Raw genomic sequence first — 24,243 nt, 5'->3', positions numbered from 1 at the left:
CCCGCCGAAGGGCGTAGCGGGTCCTACCGCGTGGGCAGGATGAGGCATGACCTTCGACTGGAAGATTCCACCGTGGCAGCGGGCTGAGGACTGCACGTACATGGCGGTGATGCTCACGAGCCTGGGCGGCGAAGAGGTGTCCCTGATCTCGGAGAGCGTGCGGGGTGACGACGCGACCGAGGCGCTCGCCGACCTGCTCATGGGGCCTGGCGGCGGGGGCGGCGCGGTGCTGCAGCCCGGTCTCATAGGCGTGGTGGTTCGGCGCGGCATTGACGTGATGTGGATGGCCCAGCCGCCCATCCAAGTGCAGGTCGGGGACGGCGAAGGTGAGTGGAATATCGCTGTCGACTCGGGTGGGGCTGAGGTCACGGCGTTCTCCGTGGATGATGTCCACAAGCTGCACACTCGCCTGCAGGCCGCGTACGGCGCCAAGTAGTTCCGCCTGAGACGTGAAGGCCCCACAGGCGGGGCGCCTGTGGGCCTTCGTCGATCTGACTCACGAAGGTGGCGTCGGCTGGCGCGCTGCCGGCGAGCCCGATCTTCTTGTTGAAGTCGGCGGCTGTGAGGTCAGCTCACCGTCCAGGAACACCGTGTCGCTGGGCAGGGTGTCAGCTGCGGCCATGCACGGTTCGATCCTGTCCTTGCACCAGCGTCGGACCCGGTCCTCCCGCTCGGGATCACCCGGGCCATGGATCCGGCCGTCTATTAGCTTCTCCGATACCTCCCGAGAGACCTTGAGGAAGAAGTGGTGAACGTCGATGCCCGCGTCTTTTAGCGTGCTGAAGATCTCGCCGAAATAGCCGGGGTTGACCAAGGTCATGGGGACCAGGACCGGGCGTCGGTACTTCTCGACCAGTCCCACAGCCAGGTTGGCGACCTGCCCGCCGTCACAGCCGAAGATCCTGGAAATCGCCCGTGGGGACCTCCACGATCTCCCGCAGCACATAGCCGACCATCTCCGGGTCATGGACCAGCGCCTCGGGCCAGTGCGGACGCAACTCGTCGACCAGGGTGCTCTTCCCGCTGCCGAACGCTCCGTTCACCCAGACGATCAACGCGATCCTCCCCGCCCGGTTGCCATGCCCGCGAGTCGGGCCCGACATGGGGCCACGGCGGACCCGGATCAGCATGCAACGCGGCGTGGGTGGGGCCAAATTCCATTGTCAGATCAGGTCTGAAAGATCGCTAAGTGGGGGCGAACCCCGCTGTCAAGCGGAGGCGTCCGCCCCGACGACGCGCGAGAGGCCGGGGGGATCTAGCCCGTGGCCCTCACGGTATCGCGTGTCCGCGCTGACGCCACGGCGTAGCTCCCGGAACGACGCACATCCGTGCGTGCAACGCCGCAGCGACGAGCACGCGGCCTCCTAGCCTAGATACGGCGTCAGCGAGGGAAAGTCTCTCCCGTGTCGTCGGCGTCTGCTGTCGGCAGTGCGGCCGTCCGCGTCGGCGACCCTGGGGCCATCGCTGATATCGAATGGGTGTGCTCATCGAGGAGCGTCAGCAGATTCTCAGGGATGGACACGACAGCCCGGAGGCCGCGTGCGGCGATGGTTTGTCGATGGACACGGAGAACTCGTACTGCCGTGCGAGGCGGCTGATCTTGGCGAAGCCGGTGTGTGGCGGATCGCCGAGCTCGGACAACAGGATCGGCTGCTGTGCTGACAGCAGCCGATCCGCGAACTCAACCTCGTCCGCGTGCATGCCCACCCCGGCGTCCTCAATGACGATGCGCGCCCCGGACTCGGCCTGGTGGAAGCCGACATCGACGCCCGGGGTGCCGTGCGTATGGTGCACGGCGTTGGCCAGCAATTCGGCGACGGTGATAGCGATCGGCTCGACTGCCCGCGCCACTACAGCGACAGGGGCTTCCAGCTGGCTCGTGACCCGGACGCGGCGATAGTCACGGATACGGTGCTGGGCGCCGACGACGACATCTTCGAGGTGCGAGTCGGCGTGCAAGAGACCCGGCCACGCCCCGCACAACACCTGAGTGCCCTGAATGTGATGCAGGTTCTGCTCGTTGAGATGCTCAAGCCCGAGGAGGTCTTGAGCCAGGTCGGGCAGGTTGGGGTCGTCGTAGCGGTGCCGCATCTCGTCGATCTTGATCCGCAGTTGGTGGCTCAGCGACAGGATGACCGTCGTCACACCCCGCGTCACGGCCTGCGCAGCCTCATCGACGCGATTGCGTTCGGCAATTACTGCCTCGGCGAGGCGATGCAGAACCTCTCTGTGAGCCTGTTGATACTGAGTGGCCAGGGCTGGCAGACGGGTGCCCACCAGGTGCTGATGCTCCTCCGTCAAGGCCTCGTGCTCAGCGGCGAGCCGTGCCGCCTCACGGACAGCTGCGTCCCGTTCCCGGCGCAGCCTCGTGACCAGACGGCGAGCCCGGAACAGGAGTGGCACTGCCGCAGCCACAGCAACTAACGCGACGACGGTCGCCATTGTCTGGGTCATCAACGAGTCCTCAGTAGACGGGGGGAGGTGGAAGGCCACCTGAGGGGGATTGGGGAGTCGGCGTGCCTCCTGTGGAGGAACGTGTCGACGGGAGCAGTGGGCCGGTGGAACGGGAGTTGGGTTGGATGATGTTCCACCGGCGCCAGAACTCAGGGCCAGCTGCGCGCCGACAGGCTGTAGCCGTTGTGCGGACCCGTGCCCTTTTCACAGTCCCCAGCGGGCAGTGAGTTCTGTAACAGCAAGGGCTTGGATATTCAGGGCTGCGTTGCGGCGGTGACGCCGAGACTTGGGGAGATCGGCCTGGGTCAGAGCGTGGTTGCGGGCATCTTCGTAGCGGTCGGCGTTGACGATGAACATGTGACTGCCGGGGGTGCCGTGAGTGGTTCGCGTGGGGATGGTGACAGACCAGAACGTCATGGTGTGTCTCCTGTCGGGTGCTCTCGGTGCGCTATGGCTGGGCGGGGTGGCCGGTGGCGTCGGCTGGAGGTGTGGTTGTTCGGTCATTTTTCCTCGCTGAGTTGGCGATCGAATGGGCTCGTGGTGGTGACCGGTGAGCCGGTGGGTGTGCGGCTCGCGTGAGGCGGTCTCAGGGGCACGAGGACGAGCTTGCCGGTGGCCGTGTCTGATGTGACGTCGTCGTGGGCTTGGGATGCCTCGACCAGATCACCCGGACGAGCACCGCGCACTCGTCGCCGCGCTTCGCGCCCGCGACGCCGCGGCGGCCCTCGACCTCTTTTCTGCGCATCGCCGCCCCGCCTTCGACGTGCTCGCCGTCACCCACCGCTCCGACCCGGCCGACGGGGCGCCGGCCAACACCCCATGACGGTCGGGGGCCGAACTCCCTGGCGCCCTGCCCACCCTTCGCGAAAGGGTGATCCGATCGCCTGCCTTGGCAGATCCCGCAACGGCAATCGGTGCTGGTGCCCCCTTCGCCTCAGGCTGGGCGCGCGCTGGCAGGCTCGATGCCTACCGCCGTGAAATCCCACCGCCGTGATCGGGATCTTCACACTGTCGGCAGCAGCGGGACGTCTCCGGGGGTGATAGCGCCGGGGTGAGCGACCACCACGGCAGCGACCTGACGTGCGGTCTGGAGGGCTTCGGCAGGGGCCTGGCCGGTGATCCTGGCCGCGAGGTAGGCGCCGGCGAAGGCGTCGCCGGCGGCTGTGGTGTCAAGGACACGGGAGGGGATGGCGGCCGGTGTGTGCCGAAGCCCGCTGTCGGTGAGCAGGTGAGCGCCGTCCGCCCCTGTCTTGACGACGACTTCGCGCGGTCCCAGGGCGGCAAGTCGGTGGGCGGCGTCGGCGGGGGTGGGGCAGGCGTGCATGGCCGCTTCGTCGTCCCAGGAGGCGAAGACGATGTCGGCGAGTCCGGCGAACAGGTCCATGGTGCGGGCCGCGTCTTGGGGGGAGTCCCAGCCGGCCGGGCGGTAGTTGGTGTCGATGCTGACCAGGGTGCCGCCCAGGCGCAGTTCCCGCAGTCGGGTCAGCAGCGCTTGGCGGGCGGGCGGGGAGGCGATCTGCAGGGTGATGCCGGACAGGTGGATCAGGTCGCCGGTGATGTGCTCGGCCCAGTCGGTGCCGGCGAAGAGTTTCCGGGCCGCGGATTCGGAGCGCCAGTAGGAGAAGCGTCGTTCGCCGTCGCCGTCGACTCGTACGGTGTAGAGGCCGGGCATGCGGTCCTCGACCGGGAGCGAGCAGTCGATCACGCCTTCGGTGGTCCACCGGGCGCGCATGTCGGCGCTGTACTCGTCGTTGCCGAGGCCGGTCAGATAGCCGACTTCGGTCTCTGCGCGGAGCAGACGGGCCACCCGGTGAAGATAGACCGCGGTGTTGTAGGTGTCCCCGGCGATGCCCAGCCGGGCGGTGGTGGAGTCGAGGTGGGTCAGTTCGAGCATGCACTCGCCGACGCAGAGCACACGGGTCATCGGTCCAGCACCTCGCGGACTCGGGCGGCGATGTCGCCGGGCGCGGTGAGGTCGCTGCCGACGCCGACGGCGAAAGCACCGGCGTCGAGCCAGGCGCCGACGTCGGTGAGCGGGATGCCGCCGGTGGGCATGATGCGGGCATCGGGGGCCACGGCGAGCAGGGAGCGAAGGTACGCGACGCCCCCGAGGTGGGCCGGGAAGAGTTTCGCGACTCCGTGCTGTGCCGCGCCGAGGATCTCGGTGGGCGTGGTGCCGCCTTCGATGAGCGGAATTCCGGCGCTGTGGAGTTCGTCGCGGACCTGCGGTGAGAGGCAGGGGCTGACACAGAACCGCGCGCCCGCCGCCACGGCCTGCCGGGCGAGGTGCGGTGTGGTGACGGTACCGGCGCCGACGCAGCAGCCCGGGTGCGTGTCAGCGGTGGTGCGGATGACGTCGTCCCATCCCTGGATGGTGGTGGTGATCTCGATGACGTCGAGGCCGGCGGTGACGAGCCGTTCAACGAGGTCGAGGGCCGCGGCGGCGTCCTGTACGCGGACGACGGGGATGATCCGGGCGTGCTGGATGCGGGCGAGTACGGTCTCGGCGGAGGTGGTGACGGGGGCCGGTGGGGTCATGCGGTGATGCTTCCTTTCGCGGCGACGCGCAGGGCGTTGGCGGCGATGGTGAGGGCGGGGTTGAGGGCGGTGGAGGACGGAAAGCAGGAGCTGTCCACCGCCCAGAGGTTGGTGACGTCGTGGGTGCGGCAGTCCGGGTCGAGGACGCTGTGCGCCGGATCGGCGCCCATCACGGCTGTGCCGCACTGGTGGGAGTTGGTCTCGATGCCCATCCGCTGGGTGAAGAGCAGTGGATAGCCGGCCCGCCGCATCATGCGGGCGGTCCGCCGCACCAGCTCGCGATGCGGGCGGAGGTTGTTGGGCCGCCAGTGCACGTCGATCCGTCCCTGCGGGTCGACGGTGATCCGGTTGGCGGGGTCGGGCAGGTCCTCGGTGGTGAGGTAGAGGTCGGTACTGCGGCTGGTCATGAAGTCCAGCACCGGCAGGGGTACGGAGCGTCGGGCGCCCTTGACCATGGGTGCCTGGATCTTGCCCAGCATCTGCATGTTTCCCAGCGGGTGGGGCGTGCCGGGTCCGGCGCCGTACCAGTCGTTGAGGCCCAGGGTCTTCTGGAAGGCGACCGGATTGCGGTGCCGGGGGTCCACGGCGACCAGGAAGGTGCTGTTGTGCACCATGTAGTTCCTGCCCACCAGCCCGGAGGAGTTCGCCAGTCCGTGCGGATGGCCTTCGCAGGCCGAAGCGAGCAACAGGGCGGCGGTGTTGACGGCCCCGCAGGCGAGGACGAAGCGGTCGGCTTGGATGCGGACCCGGCGGCCGTCGCGTTCGGCGACGGCCTCGGTGACGCGGTGCCCGTCCGCCGAGGTGAGCAGCCGCTGGACGGTGGTCCGGGTGAGCAGCCGTACGGTGGGGCTGCGCAGCGCGGGCCGCATGGCGCAGGTCTCGGCGTCGCTCTTGGCTCCGTACGGGCAGGGGAAGCCGTCGCAGGTACGGCAGCGGATGCAGGTGCCGCCCTCCCGCAGGTCGACGCCGAGTGGCATGGGGAACGGCCGCAGGCCTTGCGCGGACATTGCCTCGGCCAGCCGGGCGACGGGCGGTTCGTGGGGCAGCGCCGGGTAGGGGAAGCCGCCCGAGCGCCACGGCTCGGTGGGGTCCTGGCCGGCCTCGCCGTGGACGCGGTAGAGGCGCTCGGCCTCGGCGTAGTGGGGTTCGAGGTCGGCGTAGGTCACTGGCCAGGAGGGGGAGATGCCGTCGTGGTGTTGGACGGCGTCGAAGTCCTGCTCGCGAAAGCGCGGCAGGCAGGCGCCGAAGACCTTGGTGTTGCCCCCTACGTAGTAGTGGACGCCGGGCCGGAAGGGTCGTCCGGTGGTGGCGTCGTACCACTGCTCGGCGTTCTTGTAACGGCTGTGGAGGAACACCTCGGTCGGTGACCGGTTGGCGTCCTCGCGGGGCAGGAAGTCGCCGCGCTCCACGACCAGGACCCGGGCGCCGGAGTCACGCAGGGCGTGGGCGAGGGTGGCGCCGCCCATGCCGGAGCCGAGGACGGCTACATCGCACTGCACGAGGTCGTCGTCCAGTGTGCCGACGACGCGCGGGGCGCGGTGCCCGAAGGCTTCGAAGGTGCCGCTCATGTCATTTCACCGATCCGGCGGTCAGGCCGCGGACGAAGAACCGTCCCAGCAGGATGTAGACGAGAGCGGTGGGGAGCGCGGCGAGCAGTGCGCCGGCCATGACGCTGTTCCACTGCACGGAGAAGTTCCCGGCGAGGTTGTTGAGCGCCACGGTCACGGGCTGCTGGGTGGGGTCCGGTACGACGGTGATGCCGAACAGGAAGTCGTTCCAGATGTTGGTGAACTGGAAGATCCCGCAGACCACGAACCCGGGCAGGGCCAGCGGCAGCATCACCCGCAGGAAGATCGCCGCGTTGGAGCAGCCGTCGACGCGGGCCGCCTCCACGATCTCGTGGGGCAGTTGAGAGAAGTAGTTGCGGAAGATCAGCGTGGTGATCGGGATGCCGTAGATGATGTGGACGAGGATCAGCCCCTGCAGCGTCCCGTACATGCCGACCGACTGGAGGAAGCGCACCAGCGGGACGAGGATCACCTGGTACGGGATGAACATCCCGAGCAGCATCGCGGCGAACAGCGCCTTCGACCCGCGGAAGGGGAGTTTGGCCAGGACGAACCCGTTCAGCGCGCCGACGAGCGAGGAGACGACGGTGGCGGGCAGGACCATCAGCAGGCTGTTGCGGACGTTGGGGGACAGCTTCTCCCACGCCTGCTCGATGCCGCTGAAGTCGATGCTCTTGGGCAGTTCCCACATGTGGACGGCGTCGGCCTGGACGGGGGGTTTCAGCGCGGCCATCACCATCACGTAGACCGGGACCAGGAACAGTGCGGCGAGCAGGACCAGGGCGAACGCTCCCGCGAGCGGCCCGGTCCCGGGGTACCGGATACGGCGGCGCCGTGGCGGGACGGCGATACGGGCGGTGCTCATCGGTTCTTCTCCCTGATCACGCTGCGGTAGAGGTACGGCACGATGACGGCGGCCGACAGCAGGAACATGACGACGGAGGCGGCGGCTCCGGTGTTGTAGCGCAGGGCGCGGAAGGTCTGCTCGAAGACGAAGATGCCGGGCACGTCGGTGGCGAAGCCGGGCCCCTGGCCGACCATGGCGTAGACGAGGTCGAAGGACTTCAGGCTGATGTGTCCGAGGAGGATGAGCACGACGACCATCACCGGACGGAGCCAGGGCAGCACGATGTGCCAGTGGTAGCGCAGCGTTCCGGCGCCGTCGAGGCTGGCCGCCTCGCGCAGTTCTTCGGGCAGGGCGCTCAGCGCGGCGAGGAAGTTGGCCATCACGAAGCCGGCGAGCTGCCAGGACGCGGCGATGACGACCGGGATGAGGGCGAGCGGGATGCCGAGCTCGACCTGGATGAAGTGCCCGCCGGGCAGGACCGGTTCGAGGGCCTGGGACACGTCGCCGGCCACCCCCGGGTCGGTGATCCACTTGGGCCCGTGGTCGACGCCCAGCCCTTTGAGGATCAGGTTCGCGCCGGTCGAGGGGGTGAAGATCCACCGCCACACTACGCCGGTGACGATGAACGACAGTGCGTACGGGAAGAGGAAGATGCTCCGGAAGAACGTCCGGCCGGCCAGCGCGTTGTGCACCAGCAGGGCGAGCACCAGCCCGACGACGACAGCCAGGGTGAGGAAGAGCAGGGTGAAGACCGTGACGTTCCGCAGGTCCGCCTGGAAGCGCGGAGTGTGGAACATGTCGTCGTAGGTCTGGTACAGCGGGTCACGGGGCGACAGGTCGGGTTGCAGGCCCTGCCACTTGGACACCGAGACGCGTACGGTGTATCCGATGAAGCCGTAGACGAAGATCCCGATCAGGATCAGGCTGGGCGTCAGGACGGCGATGCTGAAGCGGTGGTGCCGCCACCATGAGGACCGGGTCGGGGCTTTGACGGGCGGCTTCGTCGTGTGGGGCGCCGGTGCGGCGGGCCGGGTCAGTACCGGCATGGGGACCTCCTGGGTAGGGCGGCGGGGCCGGGGGCCGGGCCCGCCACCGGGAACCCGAGTGGGACGGGGTCAGCCCTTGGCGGCGGTGGCCAGGGCCTGAACGAAGGAGTCCACCTTCTTGGACTGGACGAACTGGGTGACGGCGTCGTAAAAGGACTGCTGGAACTGCGGGCTCATGGCCTCGCCGTGCACGATCGACAGCACGAGCGCGTCGCTCCGGAACGACGTCGCCGCCCGCTGCTGATAGGCGGGAAGCGAGTCGATGGGGACGTCGCGACGGATCGGCGTCGAGCCCTTGTCCTTACTGAAGGCCAGTTGGACCTCCGGTGAGCTGATCGCGGAGGCCCACTTGAGCGCCTGCTCCTTGTGCTTGGCGTTCTCGGCGACCACGAATGTGTCGACCACGGTCACGAAGTTGCCGTTGGTGCCGGGCTGCGGCACATAGCCGAAGTCGGCGCCGTCCTTCGCACCGTTCTTGAGGAGTTCGCCATACGCCCAGTCGCCCATGCTCTCCACGGCGCAGTCACCTGCGGCGAGCCGTTTGGTGGCCTGGTCCCAGGTGAGCGCGGACGCGTCCGGGTCCGCGTACGGGAGCATCTTCGCGAACAGCTCGGCCGCCTGCCTGACCTTGGCGTCGGTCCAGTCCGTCTTCCCCGCGGTCAGGGAGTCCCAGCCGCTCACGCCGACTGCGCCCAGCAGGATGTTCTCGAAGAGCTCGGCGGTGGCGAAGGCGTCCTTGCCGCCCAGACACAGCGGTGTGATGCCCTTGTCCTTGAGCTTGCCGAGCGCGTCGACGAACTGGTCCGGTGTGGTGGAGGCGCTCAGCTTGACGCCCGCCTTGGCGGTGAGCTTCTTGTTGAACCAGAGCACATTGCCCCGGTGGGCGCCGGTGGATACGCCGTAGGTCTTGCCGTCCTTGCCTACGGATGCGACCAGTTCCCTGGGGATGGCACTGTTCAGGCTGTCCTGTTTGTACACCGAGCTGAGGTCGGCGAGCAGACCGGAGTCGATGTACTGGCCGATGGCCGCTCCGGGGTGGGTCTGCCAGGTGTCGGGCGGGTTGCTGCCCTGCAGCCGGGTCTGCAGGACGGCCTGGGCGTTGCCGCCGCCTCCGCCGGCGACCGCTCCGTTGACGACCTTGACGCCCGGGTTGTCCTTCGTGAATCCGGCGATCAGGTCCTTGAGCGCGGCGTCCTCCGAGCCGGAGGTCCACCAGGAGAAGACTTCGAGCTGCTTCTCGTCCGGTCCGGCGGAGCTGCTCCCGCCACCGCAGGCGGAGACGGTGAGCAGGGCGGCTGCGATGGTGGCGGCCGAGAGGTATGTGGGTATGCGGTGTTTCATGCGGCTCTCCTAGGTCGTTTGTAACTCGATCAGGTCGTTCGTAACTCCATGTAGTGCTGGGTCAGTTCGCCGGGCGTGCGGCCGCGTCGACGACGGCGATCGCGTCGAGGAACCAGTAGTCGCCCCACATCACGGACTCGTCGACGCCCAGGCCCTTGGCCTCGTGGTAGCTGCCGTGCTTGAGCACGCCCTCCCAGGCCGGGTCGTCGTGTGCGAGGAAGTCGTCCTCGCACAGCCTGGTGAGGATGCGTACGGCGTAGTCGGCGTAGCCGTGGGCCCGGGCGCTGTCCCGTTCCAGGCCCGCCAGCTGCCACAGACCGCCGGCCGCTGCGGCTGCGGCGGACGACTCGTAGGGTCGTTCCGGGTCGGGCTCCTCCCAGTCGTTCGGCGGTACGAGCCGGTCCCCGGTGCGTTCGATGTAGAAGTCGGCGCAGGCGCGGGCCGTGTCGAGGAAGCGGCGGTCACCGGTGTGCCGGTAGGCGGTGCCGAACCCGTACAGGGCCCAGGCCTGCCCGCGGGCCCACGACCCGTCGTCGGACCAGCCCTGCTGGGTGGTCTGCCGCAGGAACCTGCCGTCGGTGAGGTCGAAGATCCCCTCGTGGGAGGCGCTGCCGTCGCCGCGCACCAGTACCCGGCGGGTGGTCAGGCAGTGTTCGTGGGCGATCCGGGCGAGGTCGGCGTCCCCGGTGCGCCGGGCGGCGTGGAAGATGATCCCGACGTTCATCATGATGTCGATGAAGAGGCTGTCGGGGGCGAGGAAGCTGGGCAGGTACCGGCCCCGCTCGTTGAAGCGCGACGCGGCGGTACGCCCGGCGTGCACGACGACGTCGTCGGGCACGGGGTCGCCGGTGGTCTCGTACCAGCGGCGCCAGGTGGACCAGAACAGGAATCCCAGGTCGTGCACAGTCCGGTCGTCCTTGCGGTGCTCGACGAGCCGGCTGTAGTGCTCCGCCCGTTCTCTGAACCACGGATCGCCGGTGTGGCCGGCCAGCAGCCACAGCTGCCCGCCGAGGAAGCCTTCGCACCAGTTGGTCCAGGCCTCGGCGTCCACCGCCCAGCTCCCGGCCTCGGTGTAGAGGGGAAACCGGTCGGGGTGGCGTTCGACGAGGGCGCGGACCTTGGTGGCGGCAGTGCGCCACGCGCGGTCGGCGGCCGGGGTGAAGGAGGCGGGGACTCTCCAGTCGTCCGGGAGGGCGAGCGGCAGCGGCTCGGGCAGGGTGGGGTACGTCGTCATGACGCCTCCTCGGGAAGCCAACGGGCGACGCGCGCGCCGACCTGGAGCTGTACGGTCTTGGTCTCGGTGAACGCGGCGATCGCCTGCCGTCCCAGTTCGCGGCCCAGGCCGCTGGCTCCGTAGCCGCCGAAGGGGAGTTCGGGGTAGCCGTCCATCCAGCGGTTGACCCAGACGGTGCCGGCCCGGATACCGCGGGCGGCGGTCAGCGCCGCGTCGATGTTGCGGGTCCAGATGCCGGCGGACAGTCCGTACATGGTGGAGTTGGCGATGCGGATCGCGTCGTCGAGGTCGTCGAAGGTAAGCAGGGACAGGACCGGGCCGAAGATCTCCTCGCGGGCGATGGACATCTCCTCGGTGACTCCGGTGAAGACGGTGGGCCGGTAGAAGCGTCCGGTCGCGGTCGGCAGTTCCAGCCGGTCGCCGCCGAGCAGCAGTTGGGCTCCGGCGGCGTTTCCTTCGCCGACGTAGCGTTCGATAGTGTCCAGCTGCTCCTGGTTGACGATCGCGCCGACCTTGGTCGTCTCGTCGAGGGGATCGCCGACCGGGACCCGGCGCGAGCGCTCGACGACCGCCGCCTGCAGTTCCTCGGCGATGTCGCGGTGGACGAGGACGCGGCTGCCGGAGTTGCAGCACTCACCGGCGTTGAAGTAGATGCCGAAGACGATGGCGTCCAGCGCCGCGTCCAGGTCGGCGTCGGAGAGGACGATCTGCGGGTTCTTGCCACCGAGTTCGAGTTCGACGCGCTTGAGCTGCCCGCCGGCGGTGCGGGCGACCAGCCGTCCGACCTCGGTGGAGCCGGTGAAGGAGACGAGGTCGACACCGGGGTGGGAGGTCAGGGCCGCCCCTGTCTCACCCGCGCCGGTCACGGTGTTGACGACGCCGTCGGGAATGCCTGCCTCCAGCAGGAGCCGGGTCAGCTGCACCGTGGTGCCGGGGGTGAGCTCGCTGGGCTTGACCACGGCGGTGCAGCCGACGGCCAGCGCGAAGGGCAGCTTCTGGCTGGCGATCAGCAGCGGGAAGTTCCAGGGCGTGATCACCGCGACGACACCGACCGGTTCATGGACGACGAGCGCGAGGACGTCGTCGCCCAGCTGGTTGTGGGCGTCGCCGTAGGAGTGCCGGGCGAGGGTGGCGGCGTACTCCCACAGTCCGGCGCTGCCCTCGATCTCGTCGCGGGCCTGGGTGATCGGCTTGCCGCTCTCCAGCACCTCGGTACGGGCGAGCTGCTCGCTGTCACGGCGGATCAGCTCGGCGACCTTGTGCAGCAGCCGGGCGCGGTCGGCACCGGACAGGCGGGGCCAGGGGCCCTCGTCGAAGGCGCGGCGGGCGGCTCGCACGGCGCGGTCGACATCGTCGGGCCGGGCCTGTGGGTAGCGGCCGACGACCACGTCGTGTGCGGGACTCTCGCGTTCGAACCACTCGTCGGCGGCGGCCCCGACGTCCTTGCCGTCGATGACCATCAGCCGCTCAGCGACAGTGATCTGATGGGCGGTCATTTCCATTACCTCGATCTCGTGCGAGTGGTGGCGGTCAGCGTCCGTGGAAGTGCGGGGCGCGTCGCTCGTGGAAGGCGCGGACCCCTTCGGCGAGGTCCTCGGTGGCCGCGGTCAGGCCGCCGGCGATGGTCTCCAGTACGCGGCTGGGGGCGCCATCGGCTGCGGCATCGATCAGCTGTTTGGCGAGCTGTACGGCGATCGGTGACCCGGCGCACAGTCGGTCGACCAGGTCGGCCACGGCAGCCTCGGCGGCGTCCGGGGCGAGGCACGCGGTGGCGAGGCCCCAGGCGGAGGCGGTCGGCCCGTCCAGTTGCTCGCGGGCCAGGACGATCTGTTTGGTGCGGGCCCGCCCGACAAGCTCGGTGAGCCGTTCGGTGCCGCCCCAGCCGGGCACGGTGCCCAGGAAGACCTCGGGCAGGCTGAGGCGGGCGTCCGCGGTGACGATCCTGAAGTCGCAGGCGAGCGCGAGCTCCAGGCCGCCGCCCGCCGCCACCCCGTGCACCACGGCCACCGTGGGCTGGCGCAGCGAGGCCAGCAGGTCGAAGACGCGGTGGCCGCGGGCCGTCCACTCCCGCCACATAGCCACCGGTGTGAGGGAGGAGAAGCGATTGATGTCCGCTCCGACGCAGAAGGCCTTCGGGCCGGCGCCCCGCAGCACGACCACCCGGGCGTCACTGGCGGCGGCGGTGCGGAGTGCCGCTTCGAGGCCGTCGAGCATCTCGGGAGTGAGCGCGTTGAGCTTGGCGGGCCGGTCGAGGAGGATCGTGGTGACATCGCCGTCGGTCTCGGCCCATACCGTGCGCTCGGCGCGCTCGACATCCTTGATGGTCATACGAGGCTCCCGCTCAGGTCGCGGGCGAGCTTCTCCGCGGCGCGCAGCACGACGGCCCAGATGGTGAGCGTCGGGTTGATGCCGGGGCAGCTGGGGAAGGCCGCGCCGCCGTAGACGTGCAGGCCGGGAGTGTCGTGCACGGCCAGCCACGGGTCCATCACCGTTCCGGTGGGGTCCTCGCCGAAGCGGCAGCCGCCCAGGTCATGGCTGGAGCCGACGCCCGTGAAATGCGGACCCTCCCACGTGGTGGCCGCACCCATTTCGCGCAGGATCCCGGCGGCCTGCTCGCCCATCCAGGCCGCGAGCCGCCGTTCGTTCTCCCGCAGCCGGTAGGTGACCCGGACCACCGGCATGCCCACGCCGGAGCGGTCGCGGTGGCGTGGGTCGAGGTCAACGAAGTGCCCCGCATACGGGAGCGAATCCGGCTGGATCCGCACCACGCCCTGGTGCTGCCAGCCCAGCAGATGGTCGCGGTAGGACCGCCCCCACGGGCGGACGCCGGGCGGCAGAGACTCCCGGCTGATCTGGAGCGGCAGGAACTGCTGTTCGGCACCGAGGGTGGCACCGCCGATGAAGCCGTGCGCCGCGAAGTCGAACTCCTCGGCGACGAAGTCGTCCAGCACCTCTCCCTGGGCCGCCGGCCCGGTGTGCCGGTTGAAGTACACGCCGGGGAAGAAGCCGTTGACGTGGGCGAACATCTTGGTCATGTAGTGCTTGCCGAGCTGGCCGGTGTTGTTCCCCAGCCCGTCGGGGTGCTTGCTGTCCGCGGAGACGAACATCAGCCGCAGGTTCTCGTATGTGTAGGCGGACAGGATCACGGCACGGGCGTGCTGGGTGCGGACCCTGCCGGAGGGGTCGAGATATTCGACTCCGACGGCGGCCCCGGTGGAGTCGAGCAGAACCCGGGTGACGCGGCAGTGGGTACGCAGTTCGAAGTTGCCCGTCTCCATGGCCTGCGGCACGGGGCCGAGCCCGGGATGCCAGCGCTCTCCGCTACTGGTGCCGAGTCCGTTGCTCCACGCCGAGTAGGTCGTCGCGGGCCGGCCGCCGTAATCCACGGTGTTGACCCCCGCAGGGACGGGATGCGGATGCAGGCCACGGTCCGCGGTCGCGGCGTGGAACCGCTCACCGAGGGAGAAGGGCCGCATCGGGGGCATGGGCAGCGGCTTGCTTCGCTGGATGTACGGGTTGGATTCGTCGCCGGCCACGCCGATCATGTGCTCCAGGCGCGTGTAGTACGGCTCCAGCTCCTCGTACGTGACCGGCCAGTCGGTGAGGGTGCAGTCCTCGGGCAGGATGTCCGGCCCGTACTGCTCGGTGATGCGGGTGAGCGGCCGGAAGTGCCAGGGGTGGAAGCGGCGCAGCCAGGCGCCGTAGTGGCCGGCCGAGCCGCCGACGCCGTTGACCATCCGGCCGAGCGAGAACGTCGCCTCCAGGCTCTCCGGATCGGCCGCGTCCTGGCGCCAGCGCGGTGTCTCCAGCTGGAACTTCGGCCCCAGCCCGGCGCGGGCGTAGTAGGCGTCGCCGAGTTCGTCGGGCCGGAAGTCGTCTTTGCCGCGCCAGGGGCCCGCCTCCAGACCGACGACCCTCAGGCCCGCCTCGGCGAAGGTCTGCGCGACCAGTCCGCCCATGGCTCCGACGCCCACGAGCAGCACGTCCACCTCGTCGGTCGACTGGGGCGACAGGGCGTTGCGGTACGCCTCGCGCTTCCAGTCCTCCTCCGCCTCGTCGTGGGGCAGCGCGTCCGCGACGTCGGCGAGGGTGCAAACGGCACCGCCCTTGGTCACCGGCTCGGCGGAGAGGTTCTCCTCGGCGGAGTTGTCCAGCCAGACGCCGGGGTGGCCGAGCAGCCGCCAGCCTGCCGCGTCGCGGTTGCCGCCGTACGCCGGGTCGGCGAACAGGCCCTCCTGCAGATGGGCCCGCAGCTGGGCGAAGGCGAGCTGCTGCTCCTCGGTGCCGAGCGGTCCGTCGAGCCGGCCCTCGGCGAAGTGCTGCACGAGCGCGTCCTGCTGGTCGGTACGCAGGCCGGCGAAGCCGTTGCCGAAGGTGCTCCGGGCCGAGGCGTCGACGCCTGCGAGGACGGCCTGGTAGAGGGGGACGAAGCGGCTGTCGTGGCCGGCGAGGGCACGGTCGACGTAGTCGAGGACTCCGATGGCGCGGGCTCCGGGGCCGTTCTCGTCGGTGGGGAAGAGTCGTTCGAAGAGAGCGTCGGCGACGCGCGCCTCGGTGGCAGTCAGCGCGGTGCGGGCCGCGCCGGACGAGGAGGAGGTGGTCATCACTTACCTGCTTTGGTGTGGTGCGGGGTGTCCAGTGCCAGGCCGACCGGTTCCGGGCGGAACAGCCGGAAGTCCATCTCGCGCAGGTCGTCCGCGACGGCGAGCGGGAAGGCGGCCTTGTCGAGTACGTCTTTTTGAAGATCGGCACCGGGTGCGATCTCGATGACGGTGAGGCCCTTTTCCCGCAGTTCGAGCACACAGCGCTCGGTGACGTAGCGGACACAGCGGCCCTGGGCGAGGGCACGGCGGCCGGAGAAGGTGACCGCGCTCACGCGGTGCACGAGCTTGGGTACGGCTCCGTCCTGGCGGATGGTCAGCCGGCCGTCCTCGACGGCTATGTCGCGCCGCCCGGCGGTGAAGTTGCCGCTGAAGACGATGTGCCGCGCCGCGGAGGTGATGTCTGCGAAGCCTCCGACGCCGGCGGTGACGTGCCGGCGGCCCGGCAGATGGTGCACATTGACGTCGCCGTACCGGTCGATCTCCAGGAAGGAGAGCATGGTGCGCTGGAAGCCGCCGCCCTGCAGGAGTGTGAACTGGTCGACACTGGGCATCAGGGCCTGCGGATTGAGCGCGCAGCCGAACGCGAACCCGGTGAGCGGCACTCCGCCGACGGCTCCCTGCTCGATGACCCAGGTGACGGCGTCGGCATGGCCTTCCTCGACGAGGACCCGGGGGATCAGGGCGGAGATGCCGAAGCCGAGGTTGACGGTGTCGTCCTCGCGCAGCTCCTGCGCGGCCCGCCGGGCGATGACCTTCTCCAGACCCCACGGCGCCGGTTCGACGACCTCCAGCGGGCGGCGGATCTGGCCGCTGATCGCGGGGTCGTTGATGGTCTGCGTGGTCTGCCACTGTTCCTCGTGCACCACCAGGGCGTCGACGAGGATGCCGGGAACCCGTACCTGCCGGGGGTCAAGGCTGCCCGCGGCGGCGAGCCGCTTGACCTGGGCGATGACGATCCCGCCGTTGTTGTGCGCGGCGTACGCCTGGTCCAGCGCGCCCAGCGTGGAGCCCTCGTCCTCGAAGGTGAGGTTGCCGCACTCGTCGGCGGTGGTCGCCCGGACGATTGCCACGTCGGGGCGGACTGCGGGGTAGAACAGCCACTCCTGGCCGTCGCGCGATTCGAGTGTGACAAGGTCCTCGGTGGTCGCGGAGTTCATCCGGCCGCCCTGATGGCGGGGGTCGATGAAGGTGTCCAGCCCGACCTCGCTGAGGATTCCGGGCTGCCGGGCGGCGCCCGCCCGGTGCATCTGGAAGAGCGCACCGGAGGGAAGGTTGTACGCCTCCACCTCGTCGGCCTCGATCATCTTCCAGATGCGCGGCGGTTCGGCGGACGACGGTCCGCTGGGATAGGAACCGGCGATGATCCGGGAGAGCAGCCCGGGGTGTGCCAGATGGTCGATGCCCAGGACGCCGTACATGTCACCTGCCGCGATGGGGTGCACCGTGGTCAGCCCGCGCGGGGATCCCGTCTGCGCGAAGCGCTCACCGATACCGGCGAGGACGGCGTCCGGGCAGCCCAGCGCGGAGGAGGAACTCACCGAGACGACCGCGCCTTCCGGGATCAACTCGGCGGCCTCGACGGCGGTCACGGCTGGCACTGTTCGCATGGATATGCCTTTCCTCTGTTTCGGGGCGGCTGGTCAGCGCGCTGCGGCTGAGGTGAGGGCGACTGGTGTGGTGCGACCGGTCCGGGCGGCCTCCTGGACTGCGAGGGCGACCGCGAGCGCGTGCACTCCCTGCGGGCCGGTGACCGCCGGCTCCCCCGTGCCACAGGCCGCGTGGCCGAAGGCCTCCAGGACCACCTCGTACAGGTCGCGCCGGCCGGGTACGTCGATCTCCCGGGACCCGGCGGCGTCCTGCAGTTGGACCGTGCCGATCGGGTCCTGGGTCATCACGTCCACCGCGGTGATCGACCCGTCGGTGCCGTGCACCTCCAGGCCGGTGCGGGCATGGGCCACGGTGAACGCGTCGTGGGTCTGGGCCAGTACGCCATCGCCGTAGCGGACGACACTCATCACGGCGTCCTCGGCCGACGCCTCCCACGGGCCCTGGCACACCGCCAGCGCCGTGGCCTCGACGGGCGCGCCGAACAGCGCATTGGTGACGGAGGCGTCATGGCAGGTGATGTCCAGCACGACCCCCGCCCCGGCACCCGGGTCGCGCAGCCGCCAGCCGCGCAGCCGTTCGGGCAGCGCCACCGCGTGGAACACCCGGGCCGCCAGCGGCCGCCCCACCGCACCGGCCGCGACGAGTTCGCGGATACGGCGATGGGTGGCGGCGCCGGGAAGGTGGTGGTTGACGCCCAGCACCACGCCCGCGGTCCGGCAGGCGTCGACCATGGCCCAGGCGTCGGCTAGGGAGAGCGCGAGCGGCTTCTCGCACAGCACATGCTTGCCGGCGGCGACCGAGGCGAGCGTGTGAGGCAGGTGCAGCTGGTTGGTCGTACTGATGTAGACCGCGTCGATGTCCTCGCGGGCCAGCAGGGCCTCGACGCTGGTGGTGGCGTGCGGAATGCCGTGTGCCGTCGCCCAGGCGGTGGTGCGGGGAGCCGAGGAGCCACAGACGGCGGTGACGCCGTGGCCGAGCCGCCGCATGGCCGGGACCATCCGGGTGGCCGCGATGTCGCTGGCTCCGATCAGTCCCCAGCGAGGTGTGACCGTCGAGGTCGTCATCTGAAGTCCACCTCCCCCGGGCCGATGCCTGTGGGACCGCCCTGACTCCGGGTGGACTCGCGCACCTTCAGCTCCGGTGTCAGGAGCACGGTGCGCGGCGGCAAGTCCGGCTCCTCGATCCGGCGGAGCAGGAGCTCCGCCGCTTCGGCACCCGTCTGGTCGGGATGCGTGGCGACCGTGGTGAGCGACGGGTGCTGCAGGGTGGCGTCCGGCACGTCGTCGAAGCCGGCGACGGCCACCTCCCGGCCGGGCTCCATGCCCCGTGCCCGCAGCGCCGAGATCGCGCCGAAGGCCACCACGTCGCTATAGCAGACGATCGCGTCGTACGGCCGGCCGGTCTCACCCAGTAGTTCGACCGCGCGCTCGCCCCCGCCGCGATCAGCACTGGTGGCGATCGACAGGGCAGGGTCAAGGCCAAGCCCGTGGCCCTCCAGCGCAGTGCGCAGGCCCTGCTCGCGCTCCACCCGTGCCGTCGAGCGGGGCGGGCCGCCGAGGAAGGCGACGTGCCGCCGCCCGGACCGCGCCAGGTGATCGCCGAGCAACTGCCCCGCCGCCCGGTTGTCCACGCCTATGTAGTCCGCCTGATGACGGGGCACATGCCGGGCGACCAGCACATGCGGAGTGCCGGACGAGCCCAGCGACTTCTGGAGCATCGCGTCGCTGGTCTCGTACGAGGGAACCAGCAGCACCCCGTCCACCCGGTGCTCACTCATCGCCCCCAAAAGCCGCGTCTGCCGCTCACGGTCGTCGTGGCTGTAGCCGAGCAGCAGCGTGTAGCCGCGCTTGTACAGCACCCGCTCGATCGCCATCGTCAGCTCGGCGAAGTACGGGTTGCGCACATTCGTCGCCACCAGGGCTACCGTCATCGACCGGGCGGCACGCAGATTGGCGGCCCGCCGGTCGTACACGTAACCCAGCTGCTCCATCGCCGCGCGCACCCGCGCCCTGGTCTGCACGGACACCCGGGGGCTGTCCCGCACCACCAGAGACACCGTGGCCTTGGACATTCCGCAGGCCGCAGCGACATCGCTGAGGGTGACTCTTGGCACCTGCCCACCGCCTGTTAGATCGGTCTACTAGCTGATGTCGAGGAGCGTCGACCGAGTTACGGGGATGTGTCAAGAGGTCGGACGCGAGTTTCCGAAATAAGTGCAATGTGCCAAAGAAGGGGCTGACAAACGCCTTGACAGACGACACCCGCCCGCTTAAACGTTGGACTGGAGCTGGTTATATCGATCTAACAACGGCCGCCGATGACGGCAAGATGGTGAGCATGGACAGCCGACCCGCAGTGATCTTCGACCTGGACGGAACGCTCGTGGACAGTGAGCGCCATCACTACGAGGCCAGCCGCGGAACGCTCGCCGAACACGGAGTCACCGACTACGCCTGGGAACGGCACGCCGAGTTCATCGGCATCGGGACCCGGGAGACCTTGGAGATACTGCGCGCCCACCACCGGATCCCCGCCTCCCTCGACGGGTTGCTGGCCGCCAACAACCACCACTACGTCGAGCTGGCGCGGCGCTCCAGCACCGTGTTCCCGCAGATGCGCCTGTTCGTGGAGATGCTGCACGAGGCGGGGCACCCCATGGCCGTGGCCTCCGGTTCATCGAAGGCCGCGATCGACGCCGTGCTCGCCGGTAGTGGGCTGGGCGCCCTGATCGCCACGGTCGTCTCCTCGGAAGAAGTCCGGCACGGCAAGCCGGCTCCCGACGTCTTCCTGGAGGCCGCTCGCCGCCTGAACGTGATCCCTTCCCGTTGCACGGTTGTGGAGGACTCAGCTCCGGGAACGCAGGCCGCCCGGCGTGCCGGGATGCGCTGTATCGCCGTGCCGCAAACGAAAGACCAGGCACGAGATCCGCACTTCTCGCAAGTTGACCTTCTCTTCGAAGGCGGCCACAAGGAGTTCACGGCCAGTGCCGCCTACGCCTGGCTGACCGCTGAGGGGCCGCGCAAAGCGCTGACGACCGGGTGATCTGCCTGCTCCGAAACGCCCCGCGTCGAGCGACGATTCATCAAGCTCGCAGAACTCAGCACTCGGCATGCCTCGCGTATGTAGCGGTACACGGTGGCAATGCCGTTGCCAAACCCCGCGGCGAGTTGGGCGTAGGAGCCGCCGCACCGCAGGTGAGCCAGGGCAAGGAGGGCCTGACCGCCGACCGTCAGTCGGCACCACCGCGTATCGACCTCCCGCCTCCGGGCGACGAGTTGCCCGGTCATGTAGCGCAGCGTGTGACTGGGCAGGTCGACCGACGAGGGGACGACAAGTACGCGAAGCTCTTGGTCCAGCACGGGCGATCTTGGTCGAGAACCCGTCTACCAGGGACTTCATCGTTGCGCAGGAGCGTCCAACTTGCGGTCGGCACCCTCAGGTTGGAAAAGGCTCACTGAGAGAACGTTGGCTTGTCACCGCCGCTGCGCTGTTCCTTCTGCGCTGTCCGCCGACGCAGGCGGCTCCAACGGCAACCGCACCCGCGGCTGGAAGATCACGGTGTGCCACCTTTTCCGCCTGCCACGCAATGCCGTTGCTTGATTACCGGATCACCGCCGACTGCAGCGTGACGACCTTGATGGGCACACGGCGCGCCCGCGCACGCTGTTGGTCCTTCGGCCGGTAGGAGTAGAGAGAGTTGGGTCGTTTGAGGAACCGATCGGCCTCGCAGGCGCCGGGGGCCGTTGTCGAGATTCCGGCGTACCTTCGCCACCAGCATGGCCGTGAACTTCCTGATTTTCGTGGGTGAGTCGGCGCAGTGGCTGATCACGCTGCGACGCGCGTGCTTGAGGACCATGACGAGCGAGATGCGGTCCGGGTCAATTCCGTCGCCGTCGGCGAGCCGCATGATGAGGCCGCTCAGGCAGTGGTGCAGGATCAGGTGCGCCCAGACCTCCTGGTGCACCACCTGCGGGCTGGCCGACCGCAGGACTTCCTGCCTGCCGCGCTGGAAGGTCTTGATCTGCCGGTACGAAGACTCTGCTTGTCGGGTAGGTGCGGCGCATCGCTGCGCCGCACGCACTGGCCGTGGAACGCCGACGTCGCCGCCGGCTGGCACCCGGGGTGGCCGGTGAGGGGGTCGCCGAGCTGTTCGCCGGTGGCCAGGTCCCACACCCGCACAGTCTGGTCGGCGCCGCCGGCGACGGGTCGGCCGCCCACCACTGCCGTCCCCAGCGCATACACCCTGTCGGTGTGGCCGGTCAGAACCTGCCGAAGCTTTGCGTCGGCCCCGTGGCCCCCTGCGAGCCCTAACTACGTGGCCTTGGGCCAAGCCCCGGTCTGATGATCTCGTCGCCTTCCGGCTGATACATACCCATTGCCACCGCTGGCGCAGCAGCAGTGGCAACAGCAGGGAACCACCACTTCTGGCTGCCCGTGGGCCTTCAGGGCCTGCTTGAGCCGGATGCGGTTAACGCCGCCCGTCCGGTTCTGAGGTAGGCCTCCGCGCGGGAGCGCACGAGGTGCAGCGTGGCCGGCAAGCTCGCAGCCTGACGCCCGCCATGGCACCGGGTCCGGACAGCGCGAAAAATCGACCTTGCACACGGCGCTGCCGTACCGGAAGGACCGCAGGCCGTGGGCGTAACGGCCGGGGAGCGCGGCCCCGGCGATCCCCAGCAGCCCGGCCTGGTCAGGTCCAGCAGGACCGGGCAGGCACGCGGCAGCTCGGAGAGACAGCCGATGCGTCGGCCGGTGACGATCCGCCCTCCGTGGCGGCGCAGTTCGGCAGCCATCGCGGCGTGATGGCCTGGCTGCCGCCCGCGGGGATCGGCCAGCCCACTGCGTGTCCCAGGGCTGCCAGGACCAGTCCGACCCCCGCCGGGACCGGGGCGCGCGGCGGGGCGATGGCGCGCTCACACCGTGAGCAGCGCCGGGTGCGAGGGCCCTCGGAAGCGCGCCTCCCACGGTGAGCCCTGTTCCGCGAGGCGTACCGCCGTACAGAGATCTGGCGGCACGCTCCACAGGACTGCGTGGCGGCCGAGGATGCGGAGCCGGGCGCGGAAGCAGCGCATGGGGCGGGAATGCGCTGCATAGTCTGTGGGTTTGTACAGGTTTGCCGGAAGTGGTTGACGGGGAATCCTGGCGGCGCTACTTTTGGTTCACCGATTAGAACGGTCTAAATGAATCGGATCGCTACCCCGCTTCCCCCGCCCGAGGCACCCGGCTCATCGCTGAAGGTGTGCGGCTGTGAACCTCCGGCGCGAGCGGTGCGGCAGAAGCCATCAGGCTTCCATTCACCGGAGTGAAACGGCCCCAGGCCGTGGCGCGTTCTGGCCAACAGCTCTCCGGTGGCTCCTCGTCTCAGTGCGTAGACGGTGAGTCCGGCAAGCCCCCTGATCGAGCCCCGCAGGGGCCCCAGACAATGGAACTCTCATGAGTACTGGTCACTCACCTCGGTGTTCCCCCCAGTATCGGCAGGCGCAGCGCATCCCAGCCAGCCTGGACACACTGCGGGTCTGGCGTATGCAGGCGGAGGCGGAGCTTCTGCCGACCTTGCGCCATCAGGTCAGAGCGGTCGCCCGGGAGTGGGCCGCCGACGCGGAGGCAGCCGCTGATGTCGAGCTGGTGATCTCCGAACTCGCCAGCAACGTGGTGCGCCACGCAGCCGGGCCGTACACCGTGACGATGGCCATCGCAGGCCCCGACGGGGAGCTGCTGGTCGAGGTGGCCGACAGCTTTCCGGGCATGCCCGGGGTGGCTGCCGCCAGCGAAGGGGACTGCTCCGAGGCCGGTCGCGGGCTGCAGATCGTGGCAGCCTGTGCCGGTGCTTGGGGGTGCCGGGCTGTCGGCAGCGGCAAGGCGGTGTGGGCGCACTTCCCCGCGCCCGTCGGTGCAGCTGCTCCCCTCGATCCGCCGGACCCCGAGGGATGGAAGGAACCCCGGATCGTCTCGGCCTCTGCTCGGCAGGAAGGCAATGGTTCAGGGGGCCGTAACGGAGCGGACGGGGCCGGTGTCCCTGCTCCCCGTCGCCGCATGCGAGACCTCGTGGCCGCCGTGCGGGCGGCCCTGCACGGGCCGGTCTCGCCGGAACCCTTCGGTCCCCCGGCCCTGCAGGTTGTTGTGTCGGATCCTTTGGCGGGCGGAGCGCACACCACTTAGATCGGTCCAACAAAGATTGGAACGGTTCAAAAGCCGGTTCAGAAGAAGGTGCTGTCATGGCCGTCGACCGCTTCACCTATGTGGGTGGGTGCCGGGGCCGCAGGCTGTGTGGTGCGCGCGGACCCCGCCCACCGGATGCTCCGGCTGGAAGCCGGGCCGCCGGACCGGTCGCCCCTGATCCACCCGGTGGACTTCACCAAGCTCACCAGCCCCAAGGTCAACTGGCGGTTCGAGACCCTGCCCCAGCGCCACCTCGACAACCGGCGGATGTACATCCCCGTAGTTCAGCGCCTGTTGTTCCGCACCGGCCCGGTCACCGCTTGCGTCGCGGAGGCCGGCGCCTTCTTCCGCAGCGGTGCGGACGTCCGGTCACCGGATATCCAGATCCACTGCCTCCCGGCGTACGTGGTCAACCACGGCCGCCAGCGCATCAAGGGGCGCGGAGGCACGATCAACCCCTGCAACCTCCGCCCGCGGAGCATCGGACAGGTCACCCTCAGATCGGCCGACCCGCTCGATGCCCCCGCCGTCGACCCGAACTTCCCGGCCGACCCCTGGGCCGCGAACTGCTCGCCACGTCGTGCTTCGCGCCGCTCGTCAAGCGCGAGCACATGCCCGGTGCGCGGGTGCGGACGGAAAAGGAGATCCGTACATACATCAAGGTGGGCCAAGACCGATTACCACCCGATCGACACCTGCGAGATGGGCCAGGACGACACGGCGGTGGTCGACACGGACCTGCGGGTTCACGGCCTGGCCGGTGCGTGTGATCGACGCTTCCATCATGCCGAAGCTGATCAGCGGGAACACCCAGGCGCCATCGATCATGATCGGTGAGAAGGGCGCC

Annotated in this window: 21 protein-coding genes and 2 pseudogenes; 5 read left to right on the top strand and 18 right to left on the bottom strand. The window is 69.4% G+C overall.

Translation table 11 applies throughout. From position 1 onward, the window contains the following. Positions 1-46: 46 nt before the first annotated feature. On the top strand, positions 47-436 hold the full coding sequence (locus OG905_RS00900) for a hypothetical protein (RefSeq protein WP_328665518.1): 390 nt from the start codon (positions 47-49) through the stop codon (positions 434-436). 60 nt (positions 437-496) lie between these two features. Here OG905_RS00900 and OG905_RS00895 read toward each other — a convergent pair. The 3 genes and pseudogenes from OG905_RS00895 to OG905_RS00885 form a co-directional block, all read right to left on the bottom strand. Then, positions 497-1,055: pseudogene (locus OG905_RS00895) on the bottom strand (ATP-binding protein). Between the two features lie 442 nt (positions 1,056-1,497). Continuing rightward, positions 1,498-2,454 (bottom strand): hypothetical protein, encoded by a 957-nt coding sequence (locus OG905_RS00890; protein ID WP_328665516.1) that lies wholly within the window; start codon positions 2,452-2,454, stop codon positions 1,498-1,500. A 204-nt stretch (positions 2,455-2,658) separates the two neighbouring features. Next, on the bottom strand, positions 2,659-2,871 hold the full coding sequence (locus tag OG905_RS00885; RefSeq protein WP_328665513.1) for a hypothetical protein: 213 nt from the start codon (positions 2,869-2,871) through the stop codon (positions 2,659-2,661). A 232-nt stretch (positions 2,872-3,103) separates the two neighbouring features. On the opposite strand from OG905_RS00885, the gene OG905_RS00880 reads away from it, so the two are divergent. Further along, the gene (locus OG905_RS00880) at positions 3,104-3,277 is read left to right on the top strand and encodes a hypothetical protein (RefSeq protein ID WP_328665511.1); all 174 of its coding nucleotides are present in this window, start codon (positions 3,104-3,106) and stop codon (positions 3,275-3,277) included. A 180-nt stretch (positions 3,278-3,457) separates the two neighbouring features. On the opposite strand, the gene OG905_RS00875 is transcribed toward OG905_RS00880, so the two are convergent. The 13 genes from OG905_RS00875 to OG905_RS00815 all read right to left on the bottom strand — a co-directional run bounded on the left by OG905_RS00875 (position 3,458) and on the right by OG905_RS00815 (position 19,353). Continuing rightward, positions 3,458-4,378: a sugar kinase gene (locus OG905_RS00875; protein ID WP_328665509.1), complete on the bottom strand. Its 921-nt coding sequence runs from the start codon at positions 4,376-4,378 to the stop codon at positions 3,458-3,460. Further along, on the bottom strand, positions 4,375-4,992 hold the full coding sequence (locus tag OG905_RS00870) for a bifunctional 4-hydroxy-2-oxoglutarate aldolase/2-dehydro-3-deoxy-phosphogluconate aldolase (RefSeq protein ID WP_328665507.1): 618 nt from the start codon (positions 4,990-4,992) through the stop codon (positions 4,375-4,377). Before OG905_RS00870 ends, OG905_RS00875 begins: the two co-directional genes overlap by 4 nt. Then, the gene (locus tag OG905_RS00865) at positions 4,989-6,560 is read right to left on the bottom strand and encodes a GMC family oxidoreductase (RefSeq protein ID WP_328665505.1); all 1,572 of its coding nucleotides are present in this window, start codon (positions 6,558-6,560) and stop codon (positions 4,989-4,991) included. Before OG905_RS00865 ends, OG905_RS00870 begins: the two co-directional genes overlap by 4 nt. Position 6,561: 1 nt before the next feature. After that, entirely contained in the window at positions 6,562-7,425 is an 864-nt protein-coding gene (locus OG905_RS00860) for a carbohydrate ABC transporter permease (protein ID WP_328665503.1), read from the bottom strand. Next, complete coding sequence (locus tag OG905_RS00855; RefSeq protein ID WP_328665501.1) at positions 7,422-8,453, bottom strand: carbohydrate ABC transporter permease; 1,032 nt, start codon at positions 8,451-8,453, stop codon at positions 7,422-7,424. The genes OG905_RS00860 and OG905_RS00855 overlap by 4 nt, the downstream gene beginning before the upstream one ends. A gap of 69 nt (positions 8,454-8,522) precedes the next feature. After that, entirely contained in the window at positions 8,523-9,794 is a 1,272-nt protein-coding gene (locus OG905_RS00850) for an ABC transporter substrate-binding protein (protein ID WP_328665498.1), read from the bottom strand. Between the two features lie 61 nt (positions 9,795-9,855). After that, positions 9,856-11,028, bottom strand: coding sequence for a glycoside hydrolase family 88 protein (locus OG905_RS00845; RefSeq protein ID WP_328665496.1), 1,173 nt, complete (start codon positions 11,026-11,028; stop codon positions 9,856-9,858). Next, positions 11,025-12,524 carry an aldehyde dehydrogenase family protein gene (locus tag OG905_RS00840; RefSeq protein WP_328665494.1) on the bottom strand — a complete coding sequence of 500 codons (1,500 nt, stop codon included), beginning with the start codon at positions 12,522-12,524 and terminating at the stop codon, positions 11,025-11,027. Before OG905_RS00840 ends, OG905_RS00845 begins: the two co-directional genes overlap by 4 nt. A 34-nt stretch (positions 12,525-12,558) precedes the next feature. Beyond that, complete coding sequence (locus OG905_RS00835; protein WP_328665492.1) at positions 12,559-13,356, bottom strand: enoyl-CoA hydratase/isomerase family protein; 798 nt, start codon at positions 13,354-13,356, stop codon at positions 12,559-12,561. Beyond that, positions 13,353-15,632, bottom strand: coding sequence for a GMC family oxidoreductase (locus tag OG905_RS00830; RefSeq protein WP_328665490.1), 2,280 nt, complete (start codon positions 15,630-15,632; stop codon positions 13,353-13,355). Before OG905_RS00830 ends, OG905_RS00835 begins: the two co-directional genes overlap by 4 nt. Further along, positions 15,632-17,239, bottom strand: coding sequence for an acyl CoA:acetate/3-ketoacid CoA transferase (locus OG905_RS00825; RefSeq protein WP_328665488.1), 1,608 nt, complete (start codon positions 17,237-17,239; stop codon positions 15,632-15,634). The genes OG905_RS00830 and OG905_RS00825 overlap by 1 nt, the downstream gene beginning before the upstream one ends. A 33-nt stretch (positions 17,240-17,272) precedes the next feature. Then, the gene (locus OG905_RS00820) at positions 17,273-18,304 is read right to left on the bottom strand and encodes a Gfo/Idh/MocA family protein (RefSeq protein WP_328665486.1); all 1,032 of its coding nucleotides are present in this window, start codon (positions 18,302-18,304) and stop codon (positions 17,273-17,275) included. Continuing rightward, positions 18,301-19,353, bottom strand: a complete 1,053-nt coding sequence (locus OG905_RS00815; RefSeq protein ID WP_328665484.1) for a LacI family DNA-binding transcriptional regulator — start codon at positions 19,351-19,353, stop codon at positions 18,301-18,303. The genes OG905_RS00820 and OG905_RS00815 overlap by 4 nt, the downstream gene beginning before the upstream one ends. 224 nt (positions 19,354-19,577) lie before the next feature. On the opposite strand from OG905_RS00815, the gene OG905_RS00810 reads away from it, so the two are divergent. Further along, positions 19,578-20,282 (top strand): HAD family hydrolase, encoded by a 705-nt coding sequence (locus OG905_RS00810; protein WP_328665481.1) that lies wholly within the window; start codon positions 19,578-19,580, stop codon positions 20,280-20,282. A 50-nt stretch (positions 20,283-20,332) separates the two neighbouring features. Here OG905_RS00810 and OG905_RS00805 read toward each other — a convergent pair. Both OG905_RS00805 and OG905_RS00800 read right to left on the bottom strand, forming a co-directional pair. Continuing rightward, positions 20,333-20,527, bottom strand: a pseudogene (locus OG905_RS00805) (transposase family protein); the annotation flags it as partial. A gap of 266 nt (positions 20,528-20,793) precedes the next feature. Beyond that, positions 20,794-21,321, bottom strand: coding sequence for a hypothetical protein (locus OG905_RS00800; protein WP_328665479.1), 528 nt, complete (start codon positions 21,319-21,321; stop codon positions 20,794-20,796). A 1,439-nt stretch (positions 21,322-22,760) separates the two neighbouring features. Between OG905_RS00800 and OG905_RS00795 the strand changes: the two genes are divergently transcribed. Together OG905_RS00795 and OG905_RS00790 are read left to right on the top strand one after the other, a co-directional pair. Continuing rightward, positions 22,761-23,396 (top strand): ATP-binding protein, encoded by a 636-nt coding sequence (locus tag OG905_RS00795; protein ID WP_328665477.1) that lies wholly within the window; start codon positions 22,761-22,763, stop codon positions 23,394-23,396. An 84-nt stretch (positions 23,397-23,480) separates the two neighbouring features. Further along, a complete protein-coding gene (locus tag OG905_RS00790) occupies positions 23,481-24,233 on the top strand; it encodes a GMC oxidoreductase (RefSeq protein WP_443043874.1) in 753 nt (250 codons plus the stop codon). Positions 24,234-24,243: the final 10 nt, after the last annotated feature.

The sequence above is a fragment of the Streptomyces sp. NBC_00322 genome (genome assembly GCF_036147535.1).
GTDB lineage: Bacteria > Actinomycetota > Actinomycetes > Streptomycetales > Streptomycetaceae > Streptomyces.
This window is presented reverse-complemented; position numbering and strand designations above follow the sequence as displayed.

What these genes read in the sequence shown, in the direction of transcription:
- OG905_RS00840 (WP_328665494.1), bottom strand. Translation starts at nt 12,524, where the DNA reads ATGACCGCCCATCAGATCACTGTCGCTGAGCGGCTGATGGTCATCGAC.
- OG905_RS00885 (WP_328665513.1), bottom strand. Translation starts at nt 2,871, where the DNA reads ATGACGTTCTGGTCTGTCACCATCCCCACGCGAACCACTCACGGCACC.
- OG905_RS00795 (WP_328665477.1), top strand. Translation starts at nt 22,761, where the DNA reads ATGCAGGCGGAGGCGGAGCTTCTGCCGACCTTGCGCCATCAGGTCAGA.
- OG905_RS00890 (WP_328665516.1), bottom strand. Translation starts at nt 2,454, where the DNA reads ATGACCCAGACAATGGCGACCGTCGTCGCGTTAGTTGCTGTGGCTGCG.
- OG905_RS00830 (WP_328665490.1), bottom strand. Translation starts at nt 15,632, where the DNA reads ATGACCACCTCCTCCTCGTCCGGCGCGGCCCGCACCGCGCTGACTGCC.
- OG905_RS00900 (WP_328665518.1), top strand. Translation starts at nt 47, where the DNA reads ATGACCTTCGACTGGAAGATTCCACCGTGGCAGCGGGCTGAGGACTGC.
- OG905_RS00845 (WP_328665496.1), bottom strand. Translation starts at nt 11,028, where the DNA reads ATGACGACGTACCCCACCCTGCCCGAGCCGCTGCCGCTCGCCCTCCCG.
- OG905_RS00860 (WP_328665503.1), bottom strand. Translation starts at nt 7,425, where the DNA reads ATGAGCACCGCCCGTATCGCCGTCCCGCCACGGCGCCGCCGTATCCGG.
- OG905_RS00870 (WP_328665507.1), bottom strand. Translation starts at nt 4,992, where the DNA reads ATGACCCCACCGGCCCCCGTCACCACCTCCGCCGAGACCGTACTCGCC.
- OG905_RS00865 (WP_328665505.1), bottom strand. Translation starts at nt 6,560, where the DNA reads ATGAGCGGCACCTTCGAAGCCTTCGGGCACCGCGCCCCGCGCGTCGTC.
- OG905_RS00825 (WP_328665488.1), bottom strand. Translation starts at nt 17,239, where the DNA reads ATGCGAACAGTGCCAGCCGTGACCGCCGTCGAGGCCGCCGAGTTGATC.
- OG905_RS00835 (WP_328665492.1), bottom strand. Translation starts at nt 13,356, where the DNA reads ATGACCATCAAGGATGTCGAGCGCGCCGAGCGCACGGTATGGGCCGAG.
- OG905_RS00880 (WP_328665511.1), top strand. Translation starts at nt 3,104, where the DNA reads ATGCCTCGACCAGATCACCCGGACGAGCACCGCGCACTCGTCGCCGCG.
- OG905_RS00810 (WP_328665481.1), top strand. Translation starts at nt 19,578, where the DNA reads ATGGACAGCCGACCCGCAGTGATCTTCGACCTGGACGGAACGCTCGTG.
- OG905_RS00875 (WP_328665509.1), bottom strand. Translation starts at nt 4,378, where the DNA reads ATGACCCGTGTGCTCTGCGTCGGCGAGTGCATGCTCGAACTGACCCAC.
- OG905_RS00820 (WP_328665486.1), bottom strand. Translation starts at nt 18,304, where the DNA reads ATGACGACCTCGACGGTCACACCTCGCTGGGGACTGATCGGAGCCAGC.
- OG905_RS00850 (WP_328665498.1), bottom strand. Translation starts at nt 9,794, where the DNA reads ATGAAACACCGCATACCCACATACCTCTCGGCCGCCACCATCGCAGCC.
- OG905_RS00855 (WP_328665501.1), bottom strand. Translation starts at nt 8,453, where the DNA reads ATGCCGGTACTGACCCGGCCCGCCGCACCGGCGCCCCACACGACGAAG.